Below are 18,704 nucleotides of genomic sequence, written 5' to 3'. Positions count from 1 at the left end.
CAGCGAAACAACACCACAATTGGCAGTCCTAACGCGGGGGATCACAGCATGACACCATATACAAGCGCTTCAACCGATGCCGAACTGAGCGCCATCTGCAACTCATTTCTCGCAGGAGACCCGTTGCATGCGATTACCGAAGACGCAAACACCCAAAGCTGGGACGCTCTGAACGCTCTTAGCACGCGGATCGCCGACCGCGGCGAGGAACAGCGTTCCAAATCGCTGCGGACCCGCTGTTCCGAGACTGTTCAAATTCTCCGCCGGGACGATGAGCGCATCTGGCAACTTGTGGAAGCGGGCGTCCATGGCTCGGACATACCCAAAGTACTGGTCGCATTCGGGTCAACAGTCGACGTAGACATAGCCGCGGATCTTCTGAAAAGCCCGGAGTTGTTTCTCAGGATCTCGCGTGGGCAGGAGGCGGAGCCCCCTCTGCCGACCGATACCTTGAGTCTGCTGTACATCACGGGCTGCCATCGGGGCATAAAGCCCGACTACCCATTCGCGCTTGGAAAGATCCCGATGCCCGGTGTGACTGCATTTCGGGAACTTCATGTTGGGCAGCTCCTCCAAGGTCAAGTAGCCGAAATTATCGCCATTGCGGAAACCACCGCCGAGGCGATAAGGACGGGAGACACTGCCGGAATTTCGTACGAGGACTACGCGCGTATCGTCGCAGCCTCACAGGAGCCGGACAACCACGGACCCGAATGGCTAGTTCCGGCGCCTGTCCTACGTCGTCGGCTGGGAGGCGGATTCTGGTCAAGTGCACTCGAACGCGCGGGACTGTCGATCCCTTCCACCCGCGCGCGGTTCGCTTCTGCGGATTATGACAAGGCGGCCCGCTCTTTCAGGAAGGCCTATCACGACTTCGGGTCCCCGAAGGATGTGGCGAGCTATGACAGTTGGGTGACGGCTGAAGCAGCAGCGGGACGCGATCATCCCTCGGTGATCGAAATCAGGCGATTCTTCGGAGCCTGGGAGTCGGTGATCGGCGCGGTAATGCCTCCGGAGGTCGGCGTGGAGGAGTTCGCCGGGCTCGTGGCGATGTGCCGGACCCAGAGCGATGAGGAATACGACTGGGCCCGTGCGGGCGAGCGGGTCAGTGACGTGCTGGCCCATATGCCATGGAACTCATTCCTGAGCATCGATTACGGTGACGAGTCCGACGGGCCACGCCGACCATACGCCCAGGCAAACCCGAGCGCGGATGGCGTCTGGTGCGAGATCGTCTCGGAAGAGTTTCTACCCGCAGACGAGTGGCCAATCGAGACCGACTACCTCCTGAGAAACGGCTGGTGCGCCCCTGACGAGGAAGTCCCGAACTGGCACAAACAGGGCGTTCCGCCCCTTGAAGCCGGGCACCAGCTACTGGAGGGCCTGGCGCGCGGCAGGTTCTGCCATGATCCGCAGAAGGTCCGCTGGCACAGCGGTGATTTTCCTGGCGGTCCGGGGCCAGAGGGCGGCGTCATCCTTGACTTCGAGCCTGGCGGAATAGTCCGGAACCTGCGGCGCGCGAGCTGACATTCGGCATCGCCGGGGAAGTACACCGCTACGAATGTCAGTGGCCGCCTATAGCCTTCCCAGCAACCGTTGATCTGCTGCAAGGAGGCCCACATGCCAGTCCCTACTCCGCCGTCACGCCGAGTCCTTTCGGCCGCTGAAGCTGTTGCAAAGCGTTCCGGACTCACAGTGCTGATCGTGCCCCGACGGGGCCTCATCCTGTGGGCCGTGGCACGAACGGTCGAATCTGCCGTTCTCGGGGTGCGGTCGGGCTGGATCACCGAGGCCGCCGCAGGGGCGCATTGGGGCAAAGCCTACGCGGAGGCCGCTCGCGCCGTTTCGGAACTGTCTGCGGGCGGGAACGAGCCCGTCTTTTCCGTTGTGGATACTGCGCGCGAACAGTTGCTGGGGCTTGGGCTTCCTGTTGATCTTTCCTACCCGCCCGCTGCAGGAGTCGTGGTGACAGAAAAAGCCGTGGCCGAGAGGCTTGATGCACTGTTCTGCCGGCTGGAGATCGCCACAGACGCCTCCATCGGACATCGCACCCCTTGGGCAGGGCACGGCTGGGTATTGGATTTCGGAAAAGGCCTGCCGCTTCGCCCCGGCCTGAAGGCCGTGGGCGGCGGAAGCATCCTGGAAAGCGAGCTTCGAGCGATCCGGCTGGCTCTCGGTGCTGCCAAGAACGCCTACACCGGCGTATTGGACGGACGCTGCGCCGTCACCGTTTCCTCCGACAACCTCACAGCCGTGAGGATGCTCAACGACAACCGCCTCCAGCCCGGACAATCAACCGCAGCGTGCCGCGAGGAGATTCAACGGATCCAAGTCCTGGCCGCATTTGCCGACGTTCAATTCCAGTGGGTCAAAGGCCACGCCGATCATGAACTGAACGTTCTCGCTGACCGGCTGGCGGTGATGTCCCGAAGGCACAAGGAAGCCGAGCTTCCGGCACACGAGACCTTGCGAATGGCCGCAGGCGTTGTCGAACAGCGAAATTTGGGCTTGGCTGCGTAAACAGCCCCCAGGACGAAGTCGTCCTGGCCCACTCCGTCCATGTTCTGCAATGGGCGGCGATTGGTCCTCGCTCCTCGACATCTCCATGAGGCCGGAGCCCCACGGCGGAAAGCCAAAGCAGAGATCCTCCGCGCCCTACGGTTTGGCCGCGTCCCCGTGGAAGCCCCAAACTTGAGCAGAACCATCGGACGCCTCTTAGAAAGCTCCGTCCGCCCAACTTAATCATATTGAATCGGCCCCTTCAGGGCGGATCCAAACTCTGCGGCCAACGGCCACAGTTCTTACACTGCATTAGGAAGATGGAACGTGCCATGGAAATGCTGAGCGCTTTCAGCGTCGATACATTCAAAACTCTTGTATGGCTCGCTGCCATTATTATCGGCGGATTCTTTGCCGTTGGGCGCCCGGTGTCTTCTCTACTGAAAATAACAGCGAGGGCCGTCAATGCTTTGCTTGCGGCAACTATGTCATTCGCTGCTGCCAATCTGGCCGTGGTGTTCTATATTCTTGCCCACCTCACTGATCCGCGCTGGTCTGTCGGGAAAGATCCAACACTTGAGAGTCCCCAGCTCTCTGCCGGACCGATCTTTCAGCCAATCACCGATACTTTGAATGACATCCTGGGCAGCCTGACCGGAAGCCTGAATGACGCCATTGCACTGAAAAATGCATTCCTGACCATGCCGGACTTCATCATCGCCGCCGGCTGGGCTTTCCTACTGCTGGTAGGCCTTGTGATCGCGAGTCGCATCCTTTCCTGGTTTATTGAAAAAGACCAGATGGCGCAGATAGAACGGAATACGCGCGACCTGGCTGATATCCGGGCCCAGTTTGGTCTTCCGGCCTTCAAAGAGACGGTCCGATCACGCTCCTGATATCGGGGAAGTTTGCTCTGTTCGTGTCGCCACCCTGAACCGGCTGCCTCCGGCTAACGTTGGATCAGCGCAAAACCGGGGAGCCGGTTCATCAATGTGGGGGCGGCAATGAGGTGCATTCTGGAGGAACCGGAGTTCGGCGAAGGACACCATGCGGAAAAGGCCGTCTGGACAGCTCTCAGGAACAGCCTCCCCGATGACTGCGTCCTGGCCCACTCGGTCCACGTCCGCGACGGCCGGAACGAATACGAAATTGACCTGCTGGTCCTCTGGCCCAACGTCGGCATGGCCGCCATCGATGTCAAAGGCGGCCAGGTGAGCATCAATGACGGGCAGTGGTACCAGTCTGACCGCAGCCAGAAGCGCAAGATCCAAAGCCCTGTGGCGCAGTCCCAAAGTTCCTTGCACGCACTCAAGAACTGGCTCGAAAACGAGCTGGGTTCCCGCGTAAGCAGCCGCTTCGTCTACATGGTCAGCCTGCCGTATACCGAAGTGGCGAGCGACTGGACCATGGCCGGCTCCCCGCGGTCACTCATCCTTGACCAAACCGACAACAAGTCCCCGGCCGAACTCGTCCGCCAGGCCATTGAAAACGAAGGCGGCGGCGCCGCCCCTCTTGCCCCGGCTTTCCTGGAACGCATCGTCCACAAGCTGGGCGGAAACCTGGACACCGCCGTCGTACCTTCCACCACCTCGCAGGAGGATGAAGCAGCGCAGGACCACCTCACCGAGCGCCAGTCCGTGCTGCTCCAGGCCACCCGCTCACTCCCCCGCATCCGCTTCACCGGCGGCGCGGGCAGCGGAAAGACGTGGCTCGCCGTCGAAAAGGCCCGCATGCTCAGCAAAGAGGGCAAACGGGTAGGTCTTTTCTGCTACAACAAGGGCCTGGGGCAATACCTTCAGGACCGCGTCGAAACATGGCGGCGCCAGGCCAAACCGGTGTTCACGGGCGAGTTCCACGAATACGTGCGCGGGCTGGGAGTTCCCGACGGGCATGGGCAGGACTATTTCGACGTCGAGATGCCCCGCCTCCTGAAGGAACTGGCAGCGGGAATGGAGGCACACGAACGGCTCGATGCTGTGATCGTCGATGAAGCGCAGGACTTTGCACCCCTGTGGTGGGACGCGCTCCTCGCATGCACCAGCGACCCGGACGCGGGCGAGGTGTACGCCTTTATGGATGACCGGCAGGACGTCTACCAACGCTGGGGAGGCGCGACGGCAGACCTCGCCAATGGTCCGATGGCCACTTTCGTGCCCATCCACATTGACGACAACCTCCGCAACACCCGCAAGATCGCCGAGACGTTCAAGCCCTTCGCCGGCGAATTTTTAGGCCGCGGGGCAGCACAGGCCTGCCCGTACGATTTGTCGACTGCCCGACTGAGGAGGCACTCCAGGTCGCCGACGACTGTGTGGACGCGCTGATCGAGGAAGGCTGGGCGAACAACCAGATCGCACTCCTCGCCACCAAGGACCGCCACCCCATCCATTTGGACTACTTCAAGCGTGGTGACACGGAGGAGTACTGGCGGGACTTCCACGCCAACGAGGGTGAGTTCTACGGCCATGTGCTGGGCTTCAAGGGATTGGAACGGTCCGTTGTTGTCCTCTGCGTCAACGGATTCAAGGACATGGGCAGGGCCCGGGAACAGCTGTACGTCGGGTTGTCGCGGGCCCGGAGCCTGCTGGTGGTTGTAGGTGATTCCGGGCTGCTGGAGGAGGCAGGCGGCCGCGAACTCAAGCTCGCGCTGTCGCGCAGCCAGGCGTGGGAGCCGGCGCTGGAAGACGGATAGTGGTGCTGCTCACCGGAATTGTCAGTGCCTTGCCATACTCTTCAGGCACCAGATCAGAATCGTCCAATGGGGGATGAAATGCCAGAACTAGCCGACGCCGGGTCCTACCCGGTCGCGACACTTCCACGGGTGCCCGTCGCGGCCCCGCCCGCGGCGGTGCCTGCCTCTTACGACTACGCCTTTCTGTACCCCTGGCAGCAGGAAGCCCTGAAGGCCTGGCACTCGAATGCCCGCCGCGGTGTCGTGGAAGCCGTTACCGGTTCCGGTAAAACTCGCGTCGGCATTGCCGCCGCTTTTGAGGCCGTCCGGCAGGGCATCAAAGTCCTGATTCTGGTGCCAACGGCCGAGCTTCAACGTCAATGGCTGGTGTCCCTGCGGCGCGATCTGCCTGCTGCGAGGCGTGGTGCCCTCGGCGACGGCCATTCCGATTCCTTGGACGCCGTGGACATCCTCGTGGCCATCGTTCATTCGGCATCCAACCGGGAGACGCTCCGCTCCCACAAGGCCGGACTGATCATCGCTGATGAGTGCCATCGTTATGCGGCACCCATGTTTACCGGTGCCTTGCAGGAAGGGTATGCGTGGCGGCTTGGGCTGACAGCCACGTTCGAACGGGCGGATGGCGAGCATGAAAACCTCCTGACGCCCTACTTCGGCGGCGTCATCTACAACCTCTGGTACGACCGGGCGCTGAAGGACGAGGTCATCGCCCCCTTCGACATCGCCTTGGTTGGCGTTGACCTCCTGCCTTCCGAACAGGCGGACTATGACGAATCTTCCGCCGTGATGGTGGAGGCGGCACGAAACCTCGAGACGTACGCGGGCATTCCCCGCCGGCCCTTCCCGCAGTTCATTGCCGCTGTGACCACTCTCGCCGCCTCCAATTCGCCCAGCCGGGAAGCAACCATTGCCCGGAAGTACATGCGGGCAATGTCCTCGCGGCTCACGCTGCTGGCTGAAGCCAAGACCAAGTACCTGGCGCTCGCAGCGTTAAAGGAGACTGTTGATGGGTCCCATGGGACTCTGGTCTTCACCCAGACCCAGGACTCCGCTCGCCGGGCGCAGGAGCTTTACACCGCCTTGGGGTCGAAAGCCTCGGCGGTGTTCAGTGGCATGGCCAAGGACGACCGCCGGCAGGGCATGGAGGATTTCCGCTCCGGCGCATCGCAGATCTTGGCTGCGCCCCGGCTCCTTGATGAAGGCATCGACGTCCCGGAGGCCGACCTCGGTATCATCGTTGCCGCCAACCGCAGCCAGCGGCAGATGGTGCAGCGGCTTGGCCGTGTCATCCGCAAGAAGGCCGACGGGCGGCCCGGCCGTCTGGTTGTCCTCTACTCCAAGGGCACGGTAGAGGATCCGGACGTGCAGGGCGAGGAATTTCTAGGCAAGGTCCTGCCGTTCGCACAAAACGTTGAGTTCTTCGACATCAAGAAGGACCTCGACAGGTTGCAGGAATTCCTCCGCCGCGCGGCCGTCGACGAGCCGCAGGTTTCCGAACCCACACCGGTAACGCCGGTTGACGAGTCCGAGCCCTCATCATTTGATCTTGACGATCAGGAGTGGATGGAGGAACTCAGCGGGCTCGAGGGCTTCAGCGACGACGGGGTTTCGGATTACCTTCAGCGGGCAGGTCGCGCAGACCTACTGACAGCCGAACAGGAAGTGGAACTCGCCAAGGACATCGAGGCCGGCCTTTACGCGTCGCACCTGCTGGCGGACGGTCCTGCGCGCGGACGCCGCGAAACCCGGGAGCTCCGGATGATCGCACAGCTGGGCGAGCGGGCGGCGGACGCCTTGCTCGAGGCGAACCTCCGGCTAGTGGTATCCATCGCCAAGAAGTACGTGTACCAGGGCTTGGATCTGCTGGACCTGATCCAGGAGGGGAACATCGGCCTCCACCGGGCAGTCTGCAAGTTCGACTACACCCTGGGTTTCAAGTTTTCGACTTATGCCACGTGGTGGATCCGGCAGGCAGTAACTCGTGGCTTGGCGGATCAGGGCCGAACCATCCGGCTTCCGGTCCACATGGTGGAGCAGATCCATAGGCTGCAGGCCCTTCAGCGTGAAGCCGCCCGGAAGGGCCTCGAATACAGTCCTGAGGAACTCGGCAAGCTCACGGATCAGGCCGCGGCCAAAGTGGAACGGTTGCTTACCCTCGACAAGCCAGTACGCTCGCTGGACGCCCTTGTTCGGGACGGCAAGGGCGGCCTCGAGCCGCTCGCGGACCAACTCCTCGATCCCTCGCACGTGGATGTCGTTGACCAGATCGCCAAGGAACAGCTGACGGCACAGGTTCATGCGGTCCTCGACACGCTGACGGAACGGGAATCCGGAGTCATTGCGATGCGTTTCGGTCTGGACGACGGCGAGGAAAAGACCCTCGATGCGATCGGGAAGGTCTACGGCGTCACCCGCGAGCGTATCCGCCAGATCGAGTCGAAGACCATGGCGCTGCTCCGCGAACCCGAACGATGCCAATCCCTCCGCGAGTACAACTTTGGCGGCGTCGCCGGGGCGACTAGCACGGGGGCCTGTGCAGCATGATGGCGGAGCCACGAAAGCTGCCCGGGCCGGCCAAAAGTGCGCCGCCAGTTGATAACTACGAAGAGTTCATTGGCCGCCTTGATGCCGCCAGCGCCAAACTCAAGGTCCGGCGCAACACCCTGAACGAAATTGTTGAAATCCTGTCACTCCTGATGAGGCAGAACACTACCGGTCTTCAGCTCTGGGAGCAGCGGCTTCACGTTTGCGAGGAGCTGCTGGCAGGTGCCGACGGAAAGCCCAAAGGGAGAACTGCCTTGGTCGAGCTCCATGAGTCTGCGCTCAAGATGGAGCCCCTGTTCAGGAACAGAGTGCAGCGAGTCGATGTTCGATTAGCCGCCGTCCGGGCGCGTTGCGACGAGATCAACAAATCCCTCCACGGGCTGGAGAAGAGCAAGACCAAGCTGACGTCATCCTGGATGCTCTCGCAGGAGCGCGAGAACCTCAGCAGGGCGATCGGCGAACTTAGCGGGACGGCGGACGCAACTGCCGTGGTAAACCCGGACCCGGGCTTGCGCAACGATCTCCAGGACGCACGGCACGACATCATCCTGGCGGAGGCCCTGCTCGAAGCGAAACGAGAGAAATGATGCCAAATCACCACCTGGAGCGACGCGTCATCAGCAGCTTTACCTCCAAACAGTGGAGTGGCCGGCCAGCTGAGGACGGCGGAAGCCTATTCGTTGGGTTGGCTGTGATCGGCGCAGTGCTGTGCCTGGTCCTGATGATTTTCGTGCCGGGCCTCAGGAGTGGCGGAGCAGTCACTCTCTTCACCGCTGCCTTTTCCATCGTCTTCACGGTGGTCTTAATTAGGGGGAAAGCTTCTGCCGAACGCAAATTCCTGGAGGACCTGACGTCAACGGTCGCGGGACTGACAGGAAATATTGCCCAAGGGTTGTCGGCCCAGCAGTTCAGGGCTCTGATTGAAAACGGCGAGCCCCTCCCCCTGCTTGTCCGGTGTTCCCGGGCTCGAGCTAAGCGTAGTCAGGCAGCAACCGCCGGCGCAGGGGCGGAATCCCGCGGTGAAACGGACGGACAACGTCGTCAGGACCACACGCGTCGTCATCACGGTGACCCCGCCCGACTACGGAATTACCAGCTTTGACCGCCTACTTACCGCCGCTGCAGGCGCCAGCGGGAACAGCGACGATGAAGTTCCTTAGCAGTTTTGTCAGTGCCGGTTGCTATGTTTTGTGGGATGTCAGGATGAGGGGGACAGCATAACCAGCACTATTTATGCTTCGGTGGGCGATGCTCTGGCCGAACTTGCAGTAATTATCAGCCGCATTCAGGCCAAGGATCCGCTCACTCCTGTCACCGTCCTGGTCCCGTCCCACGCTTCCGGGAGGGATGTGGCCCATTTCCTAGGCAGGACCCTCAACGCTGGTGCAGGAAGTGCGGGCATCAAAGCACTCACGCTGAAAGACCTGGCCAGCGATCTCATCGCCGACGAGCCCGTCATCAACGGGAGACGTCCGCTTCTTCCGGTACTCCGGCTGGGAGCAGTAACAAAGGTCCTAACCGAAGAACCCGGGCTCTTCAAGGATGTCGCTGACCAGCCCGCCACCGCCCGCGCCATAGCCAAGACGGCCGAACTGCTGGACGCGGTACCGAACGCGGCCGGTCCCGCACTCCCCGGCCTCGTGCAAGAGGTGCTTCGAATCTATGGTGCGGCCAAGCAGTCGCTCAGACCAAAGTGGTACGCCGATCATGAGGCCTTTGCCCTCGCGGGCCGCAAACTTGGAACCAGTACGGTGATGCGGCGCCTCGGCACCGTCATCGGTTTTATGCTGGGCACCGAAACCCGACCCGCAGAGGCCGCCTTCAGAGGGCGCCTCGAAGAGACGGGGATGCAGCATATCAGGGCGTCTGGGTCCGTGGAGGGCGGCACCACCATTAGGACGGCTTCCGATGCCGACGACGAAGTCCGGGCCGTCGTCCGGCTCGTCGTCGAGAAGCTGGCAGGAGGCACTCCGGGCCACCGCATCGGGATATTCCACTCCGCCACCCAGCCCTACGCCGTCCTGTTGACGCAGCGGCTTAACCAAGCCGGAGTCACCTTCGTCGGTCCGGCATCCCACCGGCTCACGGACTCACCGCTCGCCCGCGGCCTGCTTCAGTTGCTGAAACTGGACCCGCAGCTTCCGGACACGCGAACCATCCTGAACATCCATGCAGAAGGCACCTTGTTCTGGAAGGAACAAAAACTGCCTAGCAGCGCCGTGTGCGAAAGGCTTTACGCCAATCCGCCGGCAGAAGAGGACACCGCGGTGAAAGACTCCGCCAGGCGTGCCTTTCACCTTGAACACTTCGGGATACTCCGCTCCTTTGTCGCAGCCCTTGCCTTGCGGATTGGACGAATCCATACGGCAGCAACGTGGAGCGAGGCGTCAGAGGAGCTTGTCCTGCTTCTGGACGGCTTTATGGGCCCGAGAACAGCCACCGAACGGCCGGAAAAGACCGCTGCCCGGGACGCCCTGGTCGAGGCCGCCCTGGATCTCCGGCACCTCGACGGCGTCGGCCCCAAGCCCCGCCCCTCGCTCATCCAAAGTGCCATGGAGGACGCCATAACCTTAAAAGGCGGCTGGACCGGCAAAAGCGGCACCGGCGTCGTCATCGGCAGCTATGCCGACGCCGTGGCAAGGGACCTGGACGTCCTGTTCCTTCTCGGCGCGGCGGAAGGTCTGGCGCCAGCAAGAATCCGGGAGAACCCGCTCCTTCCGGACAGCGTGCGTGCCTTGATGGGTGGCGGACTCCCCAGTGTGGAGCAGCGTGCGGAAGCCACCAAAGAACAGTTCTTTGCTGCCCTCGCTGCCGGGTCCGAGCGGACCATCACATACCCGCGTGGCGATTTGCGCGGCTCCGGCAGTTACCAGATCTCCCGGTGGATCACCGCCAAGCCCAGGCCCGAGGAGGAACTGCAGTCATTTGCGCACGGCATCGAGAACTGCGCCCCCACCGTGGCTGCGCTTCCTCCGACAGCCCAGGAATGGCGGCTGCGCCGCATCCTCACTGCCGAGGAGCGCACCGCCGCACTTCGGGACGACACTGCGCTGCAGCGCGCACTGGCTGCTGCTCGTGACCGGCGCGATGGCATCTTCTCCAGGTTCAACGGCAACCTCGGCGCCCATGCCGGGGCCATCGTTGACCCCGAAAAAGCGCTGTCCCCCACGCGCCTCGAAGACTGGGTGACCAGCCCGTTCAGCTACTTCCTTAAGCACGTCCTGAAGGTGAACATTTTGGAGGACGCCGCACTGGAGGTGCAGATTTCGCCGCAGGAGCGGGGCACCCTTGTCCATCAGATACTGGAGGACTATGTCCGCAGCATCACCAAGGACGGCCTTCCGCCGTCGTCGGACCGCCTCATGGAGCTGGCGGACGCGGCCTTTGCGCAATTCGCCAACCCGGCGTGGCTCAGCCACGTCTGGGAGCGCAACCAGGCCATGATCCGCCAGGATCTGGCGCGGGTGCTCGAAGATGACAACTCAAGGTTTGCGGACGGCTGGAGCTACCTCGCGGAAGAGGCAAGCTTCGGTCCGGAGGACACGGACAGCTATCCGCCGGTTGAGCTGGTCCTCGAGGACGGCACTGTGGTCCGGTTCCGAGGGAAGGTGGACCGGATCGACGGCCATAACGACGGCCGAGTCCGGGTCATCGACTACAAGACCGGCAAGGTAAGCGACAAATACAAGGCCCTCGGGAAACATCCGACCGCGGAAGGCACCCGCTATCAGCTGCCCGTCTACGGCCTGTTCGCGCAAACCCTCCGAACCTCCGCGTCCCCTGTAGCAGCGGAATACTGGTTCATCTCGAAGGCCGGCAACTTTGAGAAGATCGGCTATACCGTGACGGATGAAGTCCTGGAACAGCTCCGCACGGACGCAGGCCTCATCATTTCGGCACTGCGGAACGGGGTCTTCCCCCCACGGCCCGAGTCCGACCGCTATGTCAACTTCACCACGATGATGGGAGCCCCGGAGCTCGGCCAGCAGTGGCTGAAGCTTCAAAACGCCCCCGAAATTCAGCCGTATGCCCAGCTCCTGAAGGCGGAGAAATGAAATCCGAAGTCCTGGACCTTGCAGACCAGATTGACCGCACGCTTATCGAGAAGGACCTCGACGCAAACATCTTCGTCGAAGCCGGCGCCGGCAGCGGCAAGACGCATGAACTCGTCGAGCGCATCTGCGCCATGGTCGACGCCGGCGTGGAACTTAGGAGCGTGGCGGCCATCACCTTTACGGAAAAGGCAGCAGGTGAGCTCCGGGAACGGGTCCGGGGGCAGCTGGACGACGCCGGCCCGACAGACCTGCGCCGGCGGGCCCTCGACCAGCTGGACACCGCGCCCATCGGCACCATCCACTCCTTCGCTGCCCGCATCATCAGCGAACACCCCATCGAGGCCGGCGTCCCGCCCCTGATCACCGTGGTGGATGAGCTGCGGTCCCGGATCGCCTTTACCCGCCGCTGGGAGGCTGCGCGGCAAAAACTCTTCACCGACCCGTCCATCAAGGACGCCCTCCGCATCCTCCTCGCGGTGGGCGTTTCACTGGACCACCTGCAGAACGTGGCGTCTGACCTGGACTCGAACTGGGACCGGCTGGAAAGCCACCCTCCGCAGCGGCGGCACATCCCGGCCGTGGAGCTGGGCCCGCTTCTGCGCCAGACCTCCGAGGTCCTCGCGCATGCTGACCACTGCACGGATCCGGCAGACAAGCTGCTCACCGCCTTCGAACACATCAAGAGCTGGCACGGCCGGCTCGCCGAGGCCGAAACCGGCGAACTTGGCTTGGTCCTCGAGCTCTTGCATGCTGTCCCGACGAAGGGCTTCGGCGGCGGCCAAAAGGGCAACTGGTCCGTCAACGTCGCTGAAGTGCGGAGCTCCTGCAAGGATCTGGCTGATCAAGCCATCGCCCTGCGCAACAGCTTCGTCCAGCCCGCCGTCGAAACCGTCACGGCCGCCATGGCTGAGGTTCTCCTAGAAGCTGCACGTGAACGCCAGCACAGCGGCGAGCTTGAGTATCACGACCTCCTGATCCATGCCCTGGACCTTCTGGTCGGCGAGGACAAACATGCCGTCCATGAGGCACTCCACAATCGTTACCGCTGCATCATGCTGGACGAATTCCAGGACACCGACCCCGTCCAGGCAGAACTTGCCACACGGATTGCGGCGGACGAGGTCTGTGGGCCCGAGGGCTGGGAACAGCTGAACGTCCCGCCGGGCCGGCTGTTCACCGTCGGGGACCCGAAGCAGTCCATCTACCGCTTCCGTCGGGCTGACATCGCCACCTACCTCGCGGCCCAGCAGCGCTTCTCTACCGACCCCTCTTCGAGCATCGCCTCGCTCCAGACCAACTTCCGGTCAACCGGAACACTCCTCGACTGGATCAACGGCACCTTCGGGCACCTCATCATGCCGAGCGGCACCATCCAGCCCGAATACCGCCCGCTGACACCCGATCCCCAGCGCCCTGACTGGAACAACGAACACGGCCCCGCTGTGACGGTCATTGGCCGGGCTGGCGCCGAGGCCGGCGAATCGGGCAAAGTCACAGCTGACGCCACGCGCCGGCAGGAAGCGGCCGACGTCGCGGCAGCAATCAGGATCGCAACCGGCACGGCAGGGCTGCCGGGCTGGCAAAAGCAAAGCAAACGGAAAGGGGAATTCCGGCCTTCACCCATCGAACTGAAGGACATCTGTATCCTGATCCCCACCCGGACGGCGCTTGCCGCCCTCGAAGACGCGCTGGACGACGCCGGCATTGAGTACCGGGCCGAGGCATCATCGCTGGTCTACTCCACCCAGGAAGTCACGGACCTGCTGCTCGCAATGCACGCCATCTCCAACACAGCGGATGAAGCCGCGCTGGTGCTGTCCCTACGGTCGGCGATGTTCGGCTGCGGCGACGATGAACTGTTCGAGTGGAAGAAGGCCGGGGGGTGGTGGAGCCTTTTCTCGGATGTACCGGATGCCCTTAGAGACTCCGCCGTCGCGCAGTCCCTCAAGTACCTTGCCGCCTTGTGCCGCGACATTGAGGTGCTCACGCCGGCCGAGATCATGGAACGCATTGTTACCGACCGGCGCATGCTGGAGGCGGCTATTGACGCCCCGCGCTACCGGGACGTATGGCGGCGGCTCCGCTTCGTCGTCGACCAGGCCCGCGCCTGGAGCGAGGCCACCCACGGCAGCCTGCGGGACTACCTCGTCTGGGCTGCCGCCCAGCAGGAGGAGAACTCCCGGGTCAAGGAAGCCGTAGTGCCGGAGACCGACGTCCAGGCTGTGCGGATCATGACCATCCATGCCTCCAAGGGGCTGGAATTTCCCATGGTGATCCTGGCAGGCACGGGCTCGGGGCCCAACAACCAAAAAGCTCCAGCCCTGTGGGATCAGGATTCCCAGGTACAGGTGTACTTCATCGGCGACATCCGGTCCGCGGGGTACAACAATGCAGCAGCAGTCGAAGCCCAGTTCAGCGAAGCCGAGCGGATCCGGTTGCTTTACGTTGCCTGCACGCGCGCGGAAAGCCACTTGGTTGTCTCCCACTATGTGAACGCCACCGGCAGTCTTGGCGAGTCGCTGAAGAATGCAGCGGAGACCGTCCCGGCACCGGATCTCACCATTCCGAAGGACATGCCCCCTCAAGCCAGAGCATCCCACACCGTCCGCCCGGTGGAGGAAATCGATGCCTGGAAGCGTCGGCGCGAGGCGTGGCAGAGGAACTCCGCCATCGCATCCGCCACCTCCGTAACCGCGATTGCCAAGGGAGGCGAGGACCTGGCCAGCCTTGGATCCGATGGTGCGCCGAGATTTGTGAATATCGAGGAAGACGGCGCACTGCCGCCCTTCGCAGCCCCGGGCGGTGAACATGGCCCGGAGTTCGGGACAGCACTTCACCGGCTGCTGGAGCTCAGCGACCTGCGGGAAGGCGCGAACTTTGATGAGCTGGCCGAAAGGATCGCCGGTGCAGCAGGCCTCGGGGATCCGGCGGGCCTCGCGGAAAGGGCCCGCTCTGCCCTCAGGAGCGCGCCCGTCCGGCGCGCCGCGGAACGGGACCACTGGCTCGAGCTGCCCGTTGTCACATCCACGGATGGAGTGACCCTCGAGGGCATCATCGACCTGATGTACCGCGAGGACGACGGGACGCTGGTTATCGCCGACTTCAAAACGGACACCCACGTCCCGCAGGAGCGGTTGGGCTCATACTGGCGGCAGCTCAGCACATACGCCGGAATGGTGGAACGCATCACCGGCCAGACGGTAAGTGAGCTCGTCCTGATCTTCTGCCGAACCGGAGACGCCGAAATCCTCCGACAGGCACCGCACGGCAAGGCGGGTGCCGGGTTATAGGGTGTGGACGCCCATTACCACCAGCGGTGGCGGCACTGGGGATTCTGGCATGCCCACTTCGGCACACCCATTTCGACTTTGCCGGTGGCGGGATAGATCCTGACGTCCTCCATCATGACGCACCCGGCGAACTCTGCCTTTGGAAACTGCTCCCGGGTGTCGGGCATGATCATGCCGTACATGACGCGCCAGGCTTCATGCCCGCACACGGGGCACTTCCTTGTCGCAGTTTTTCGTTTGGAGTTTCCGTTCTCTGCCATCTGAGAAACGTAGCCTCGGCCGCAGACATTCTGCCGACTTACAAAAAGTTTTAGCCCCGACAACTACAAAGGAAACAGGAGCAGCAACCCACATGACCACCCCTGAACCGCGAATAGCAGTGCTGCCAGACGCGATCGAAACGAGGCTTTTGGTAGCACTACCAGTCATGCCTCCGACCTTTCGGAAGCCGCGCATACCCTGCGTAGTGCGTTCGAGGCTAGTGAAGGTTCCGAGCTCTGGCCACCACTGACTTCGCATGCGGTCACGGCGTACATCCGCCCGTTCATCGATTCGAACGTTCGCACGCGCCTCGACGAAATGCCGGACATTCCGGCATTGCCGCCCACCCTCGCTGGGGTGCCCGAGAAGATACGGAAGTATCGAAACACCACCGTCGCGTACTCACAGTCAGAATTGACCCTGCCGCTACCCGTTGCCTTCCTCGATGCCGAGGGACGCGGAGTCAAGGTCAGCGGAATTTCGATCATTCATCCCATGCCTATGGCAATTGCCGAGAGCTTCTCGGACCTGATCTCAGTAATGGAGGACATGGTGGACCAGGCGACACAGCCAGTCCTCGAGAGCCTCCGCGTCTGGTTGCAGGGCCAAGCCCCGGAAACCATCAAAGGTTGGGACCATCCGGCGTTTATCCACGCAACCGACTCGGACTTCAGCGCTGCCACTAGAAGAACGACGGCGCCTCGGTTTTACGGCTTATTGGCACGTGGAGCCCTCACCAACGACGACACACAACCAGCGGGCGCATTAGGCCGTCAGCCGCTCCGTTGCGTACTTGTTCAGGGGCACTCCGTGATTGGCAGCCTCGATAGCCAGCTTGCGGTGAAGTTCGGGGGGTACGCGAAGGTTGAGTCTGCCACTAAACGTTTGGGTTGCAATTGGCTGAGGCACCGGTTCGCCCGACTTGGCGAGTTCATCGATGACGTCGGACACCAAGCGCTCTATGCCGCGGAGCGCCTCGAACTGATCCTCATCCAGCCAGGAGAGGGAGGGGAACTCAAGAACAGTGGCTACAAACTCTAGATCCTCGGGCGACCACTGGACCGAGTAGCGATATTGCGCCACCGGGGACGGCACGGCAGCCGCTTTTCGGATGGACATCTACTTCTCCTTGCTCCTATCGATGGCGGCGATGGCTTGCTTCGCCTGGTACCGCTTGGCCTTGCCATTCTTGTTCTGCAGATTGATCCTCGGATCCCCCCGCCCAAGGCATCTTGAATATTGCGTTGTGGCTTCCGGAACCTGACCTAGGTTCGCCAAAGTAGTGTGTACAGAGTTTGAGCATGTCACTGTAGGAGACGTTCTCAGGTGAGTTTCTAGCTTGCTTTTCGATCTTATCGATGCTCGCCACATGGACCATGGTGCCAGTTTTGGCACCACTTCTCAAGACGCCTTGCACCCGCGGGACGCTGCTCCGACACACATGGCAAAGGCGCGCCCGGCCAAGCCGGATGCGCCCTTCGCGAGCACTGAACCCACCACGTGGGTCAAAGCACCTGATTCAGTCGATGAGCACCGGCTCCTTGGCACCGTCCCAAGCTTCAACAACTGGCGTAACGTTGCCCGCCCGGTGGCGGAGCCAGTTCGCTACCGCCAGCAGTGCCCACGAGTCCAAAGGTGAAGGTGCTCAGGAGCTGCGGACGGGAATCCTCGCCGATGAAGCCCACCGTGAAGATCGCCGTGAGGATGACCAGACCAAACACCGTGAGCCACGGGAAGCCGGGCATCCACAGGGGAAGCTCCGCTCCCTCGCGGTCGACGCGGAGGCGCAGCGCGAGCTGGGCCAGGAGCGCGAACGTCCACACCAGCAGGCACGTTGAGCCCACAATGTTGAGCAGGACGGCAAGGACTGCGACCACCGGGACCCGGGACTTGGACACCGAAGCAAGCAGACGCGGCACTTCACCCCGCTCGGCGAGGGAGTACGCCATCCGTGAGGCACCGTAGAGGTTGGCTGCAGCTCTGGGAAGACCGAGCTTGGTGTGGGGCTGGGCTTCAAGGGCCTTTTTGACCTCGTCCGCGAAGGCCGAGACGGGTTCGCCAATGAGCCGCGGCCGGGCCTGGGCAGCGATGAGGGGAAGGATGCGTTGCATGGGTTCGTCTCCGCGTTGGGGTGTGATCCGGGTTATATTAGATCAGAATGAACCAATAAAGGAAAGGGGGCGGCGTGGGCCGTAAGGTAGCGGATATGACCCGTCAACTGGAGGACACCGCCGAGCCCGCCCGCCTTGGTGCCGGCAGGATGCCCGGAATGGAGCGCCGCAGCGCGATGGACGCTGTGCGGATGCGGATCGGGATGGCGATTTCTCTGGGGCTGCTGAAGCCGGGTGAGCGGCTGCCGGACCAGGAGGATGTTGCCCTTGGTCTTTCGGTCAGCCCGATCACCGCCCGCCGCGCTTTGGCGAGCCTGGCTGAGCAGGGCGTGGTGGTGCGCCGGCGCGGACGGGCTGGCGGAACGTTCGTGGCGGATTCGCCGCCTACGGATGTTTTGGCGTCACTTTCGGCTTCGCCAGCTGAGTCCCAGGCGGTGAACCGGCTGGTGGACCGGCGGCTGCTGTTCGAGTGCGCAGTGACGCACTATGCCGCGGTCCATGCCACGTCTGGACAGCTGGATGAGCTGGAGCGGCTTACGCGGGATATGGCCGAGGCCACGGACTGGTCCGTTTACCATCAGGCCGACGAGCGGTTTCATCAGCTCGTGGGGACGGCGTCAGGGATGGGCACTGCCGTCGAGGTTTATCACGAGACGCTAGCCGAGCTCTACGACTACTTCATCCCCTACCCCATCGAGAAGCTGCACAAGTCCAACCACGACCACATCGCGCTCGTGGTCGCCCTCCGTGCCGGGGACATCCAAGAAGCGGTGGAGGTTTCGCGGAAGCATGTGGACATTCTGCACCGGACGATGTTTATGGGTCTGGCGCAGGGCGCAGGCTGATCAGCAATAGCTAACGAATTCATGCTCCCGCTGCTTGCCTTTTGCTGCCTTCAACCAACGGGAAACATTCTGCATCTGTAGCAAGGCTGGTCGCCGCGCGACGCTTACGCGCGGTTATTGGAGGTACCTCCGGCCGCAGTCGTTCCCCTGGAGGCGATCGCCAAGTCGAGGAAAACAATAATGGGCTTTATTTCTAATACCCGGCTCGCCCCCGGGGCAAAGCGCCTTTTATTCAGCCGCAATGCAACTCATGGTCAGGGTGGTTCGCCTGCTATCGAAATCCAAGACGTCGAAGAAATATTTCCTCTTTTGCCTGTCGCCTGTAAGAATCCTCCCATAATCGCATCTGAAAGGCCGTACCGCATGAACACCCGGAGATCTCTTTCCTCCCTCGCTTTACTCGCCGC

The 18,704-nt window shown here is 62.4% G+C and carries 13 protein-coding genes and 1 pseudogene; 11 read left to right on the top strand and 3 right to left on the bottom strand.

What is annotated here, in order from left to right; genetic code table 11:
- Nucleotides 1-48 precede the first annotated feature (48 nt).
- The 10 genes from ACZ9BC_RS21070 (at nt 49) to ACZ9BC_RS21025 (ending at nt 15,080) form a co-directional block, all read left to right on the top strand.
- Nucleotides 49-1,527 (top strand): TY-Chap domain-containing protein, encoded by a 1,479-nt coding sequence (locus ACZ9BC_RS21070; RefSeq protein WP_476247645.1) that lies wholly within the window; start codon nt 49-51, stop codon nt 1,525-1,527.
- Nucleotides 1,528-1,620: 93 nt separating this feature from the next.
- A complete protein-coding gene (locus ACZ9BC_RS21065) occupies nt 1,621-2,520 on the top strand; it encodes an RNase H family protein (RefSeq protein WP_476247644.1) in 900 nt (299 codons plus the stop codon).
- 311 nt (nt 2,521-2,831) lie between these two features.
- A complete protein-coding gene (locus tag ACZ9BC_RS21060; protein WP_476247643.1) occupies nt 2,832-3,395 on the top strand; it encodes a hypothetical protein in 564 nt (187 codons plus the stop codon).
- 108 nt (nt 3,396-3,503) lie between these two features.
- On the top strand, nt 3,504-4,823 hold the full coding sequence (locus ACZ9BC_RS21055; RefSeq protein WP_476247642.1) for a nuclease-related domain-containing protein: 1,320 nt from the start codon (nt 3,504-3,506) through the stop codon (nt 4,821-4,823).
- Nucleotides 4,811-5,191: an ATP-binding domain-containing protein gene (locus ACZ9BC_RS21050; protein WP_476247641.1), complete on the top strand. Its 381-nt coding sequence runs from the start codon at nt 4,811-4,813 to the stop codon at nt 5,189-5,191. Before ACZ9BC_RS21055 ends, ACZ9BC_RS21050 begins: the two co-directional genes overlap by 13 nt.
- A gap of 78 nt (nt 5,192-5,269) precedes the next feature.
- Nucleotides 5,270-7,735, top strand: coding sequence for a sigma-70 family RNA polymerase sigma factor (locus ACZ9BC_RS21045; RefSeq protein ID WP_476247640.1), 2,466 nt, complete (start codon nt 5,270-5,272; stop codon nt 7,733-7,735).
- Nucleotides 7,732-8,322, top strand: coding sequence for a hypothetical protein (locus tag ACZ9BC_RS21040; protein ID WP_476247639.1), 591 nt, complete (start codon nt 7,732-7,734; stop codon nt 8,320-8,322). Before ACZ9BC_RS21045 ends, ACZ9BC_RS21040 begins: the two co-directional genes overlap by 4 nt.
- A 432-nt stretch (nt 8,323-8,754) precedes the next feature.
- On the top strand, nt 8,755-8,895 hold the full coding sequence (locus tag ACZ9BC_RS21035) for a hypothetical protein (protein WP_476247638.1): 141 nt from the start codon (nt 8,755-8,757) through the stop codon (nt 8,893-8,895).
- A gap of 81 nt (nt 8,896-8,976) precedes the next feature.
- Nucleotides 8,977-11,790 carry a PD-(D/E)XK nuclease family protein gene (locus ACZ9BC_RS21030; protein WP_476247637.1) on the top strand — a complete coding sequence of 938 codons (2,814 nt, stop codon included), beginning with the start codon at nt 8,977-8,979 and terminating at the stop codon, nt 11,788-11,790.
- Nucleotides 11,787-15,080 carry a UvrD-helicase domain-containing protein gene (locus tag ACZ9BC_RS21025; RefSeq protein WP_476247636.1) on the top strand — a complete coding sequence of 1,098 codons (3,294 nt, stop codon included), beginning with the start codon at nt 11,787-11,789 and terminating at the stop codon, nt 15,078-15,080. Before ACZ9BC_RS21030 ends, ACZ9BC_RS21025 begins: the two co-directional genes overlap by 4 nt.
- A gap of 14 nt (nt 15,081-15,094) precedes the next feature.
- On the opposite strand, the gene ACZ9BC_RS21020 is transcribed toward ACZ9BC_RS21025, so the two are convergent.
- The 3 genes and pseudogenes from ACZ9BC_RS21020 to ACZ9BC_RS21010 form a co-directional block, all read right to left on the bottom strand.
- On the bottom strand, nt 15,095-15,289 hold the full coding sequence (locus ACZ9BC_RS21020; protein ID WP_476247635.1) for a hypothetical protein: 195 nt from the start codon (nt 15,287-15,289) through the stop codon (nt 15,095-15,097).
- An 817-nt stretch (nt 15,290-16,106) separates the two neighbouring features.
- Complete coding sequence (locus tag ACZ9BC_RS21015; RefSeq protein ID WP_476247634.1) at nt 16,107-16,460, bottom strand: type II toxin-antitoxin system HicB family antitoxin; 354 nt, start codon at nt 16,458-16,460, stop codon at nt 16,107-16,109.
- Nucleotides 16,461-16,860: 400 nt separating this feature from the next.
- Nucleotides 16,861-17,314, bottom strand: a pseudogene (locus tag ACZ9BC_RS21010) (amino acid transporter); the annotation flags it as partial.
- A gap of 233 nt (nt 17,315-17,547) precedes the next feature.
- Between ACZ9BC_RS21010 and ACZ9BC_RS21005 the strand changes: the two are divergent.
- A complete protein-coding gene (locus ACZ9BC_RS21005) occupies nt 17,548-18,297 on the top strand; it encodes a FadR/GntR family transcriptional regulator (protein WP_476247633.1) in 750 nt (249 codons plus the stop codon).
- Nucleotides 18,298-18,704 lie beyond the last annotated feature (407 nt).

It is taken from the genome of Pseudarthrobacter sp. TE3704 (genome assembly GCF_056279405.1).
This window is presented reverse-complemented; position numbering and strand designations above follow the sequence as displayed.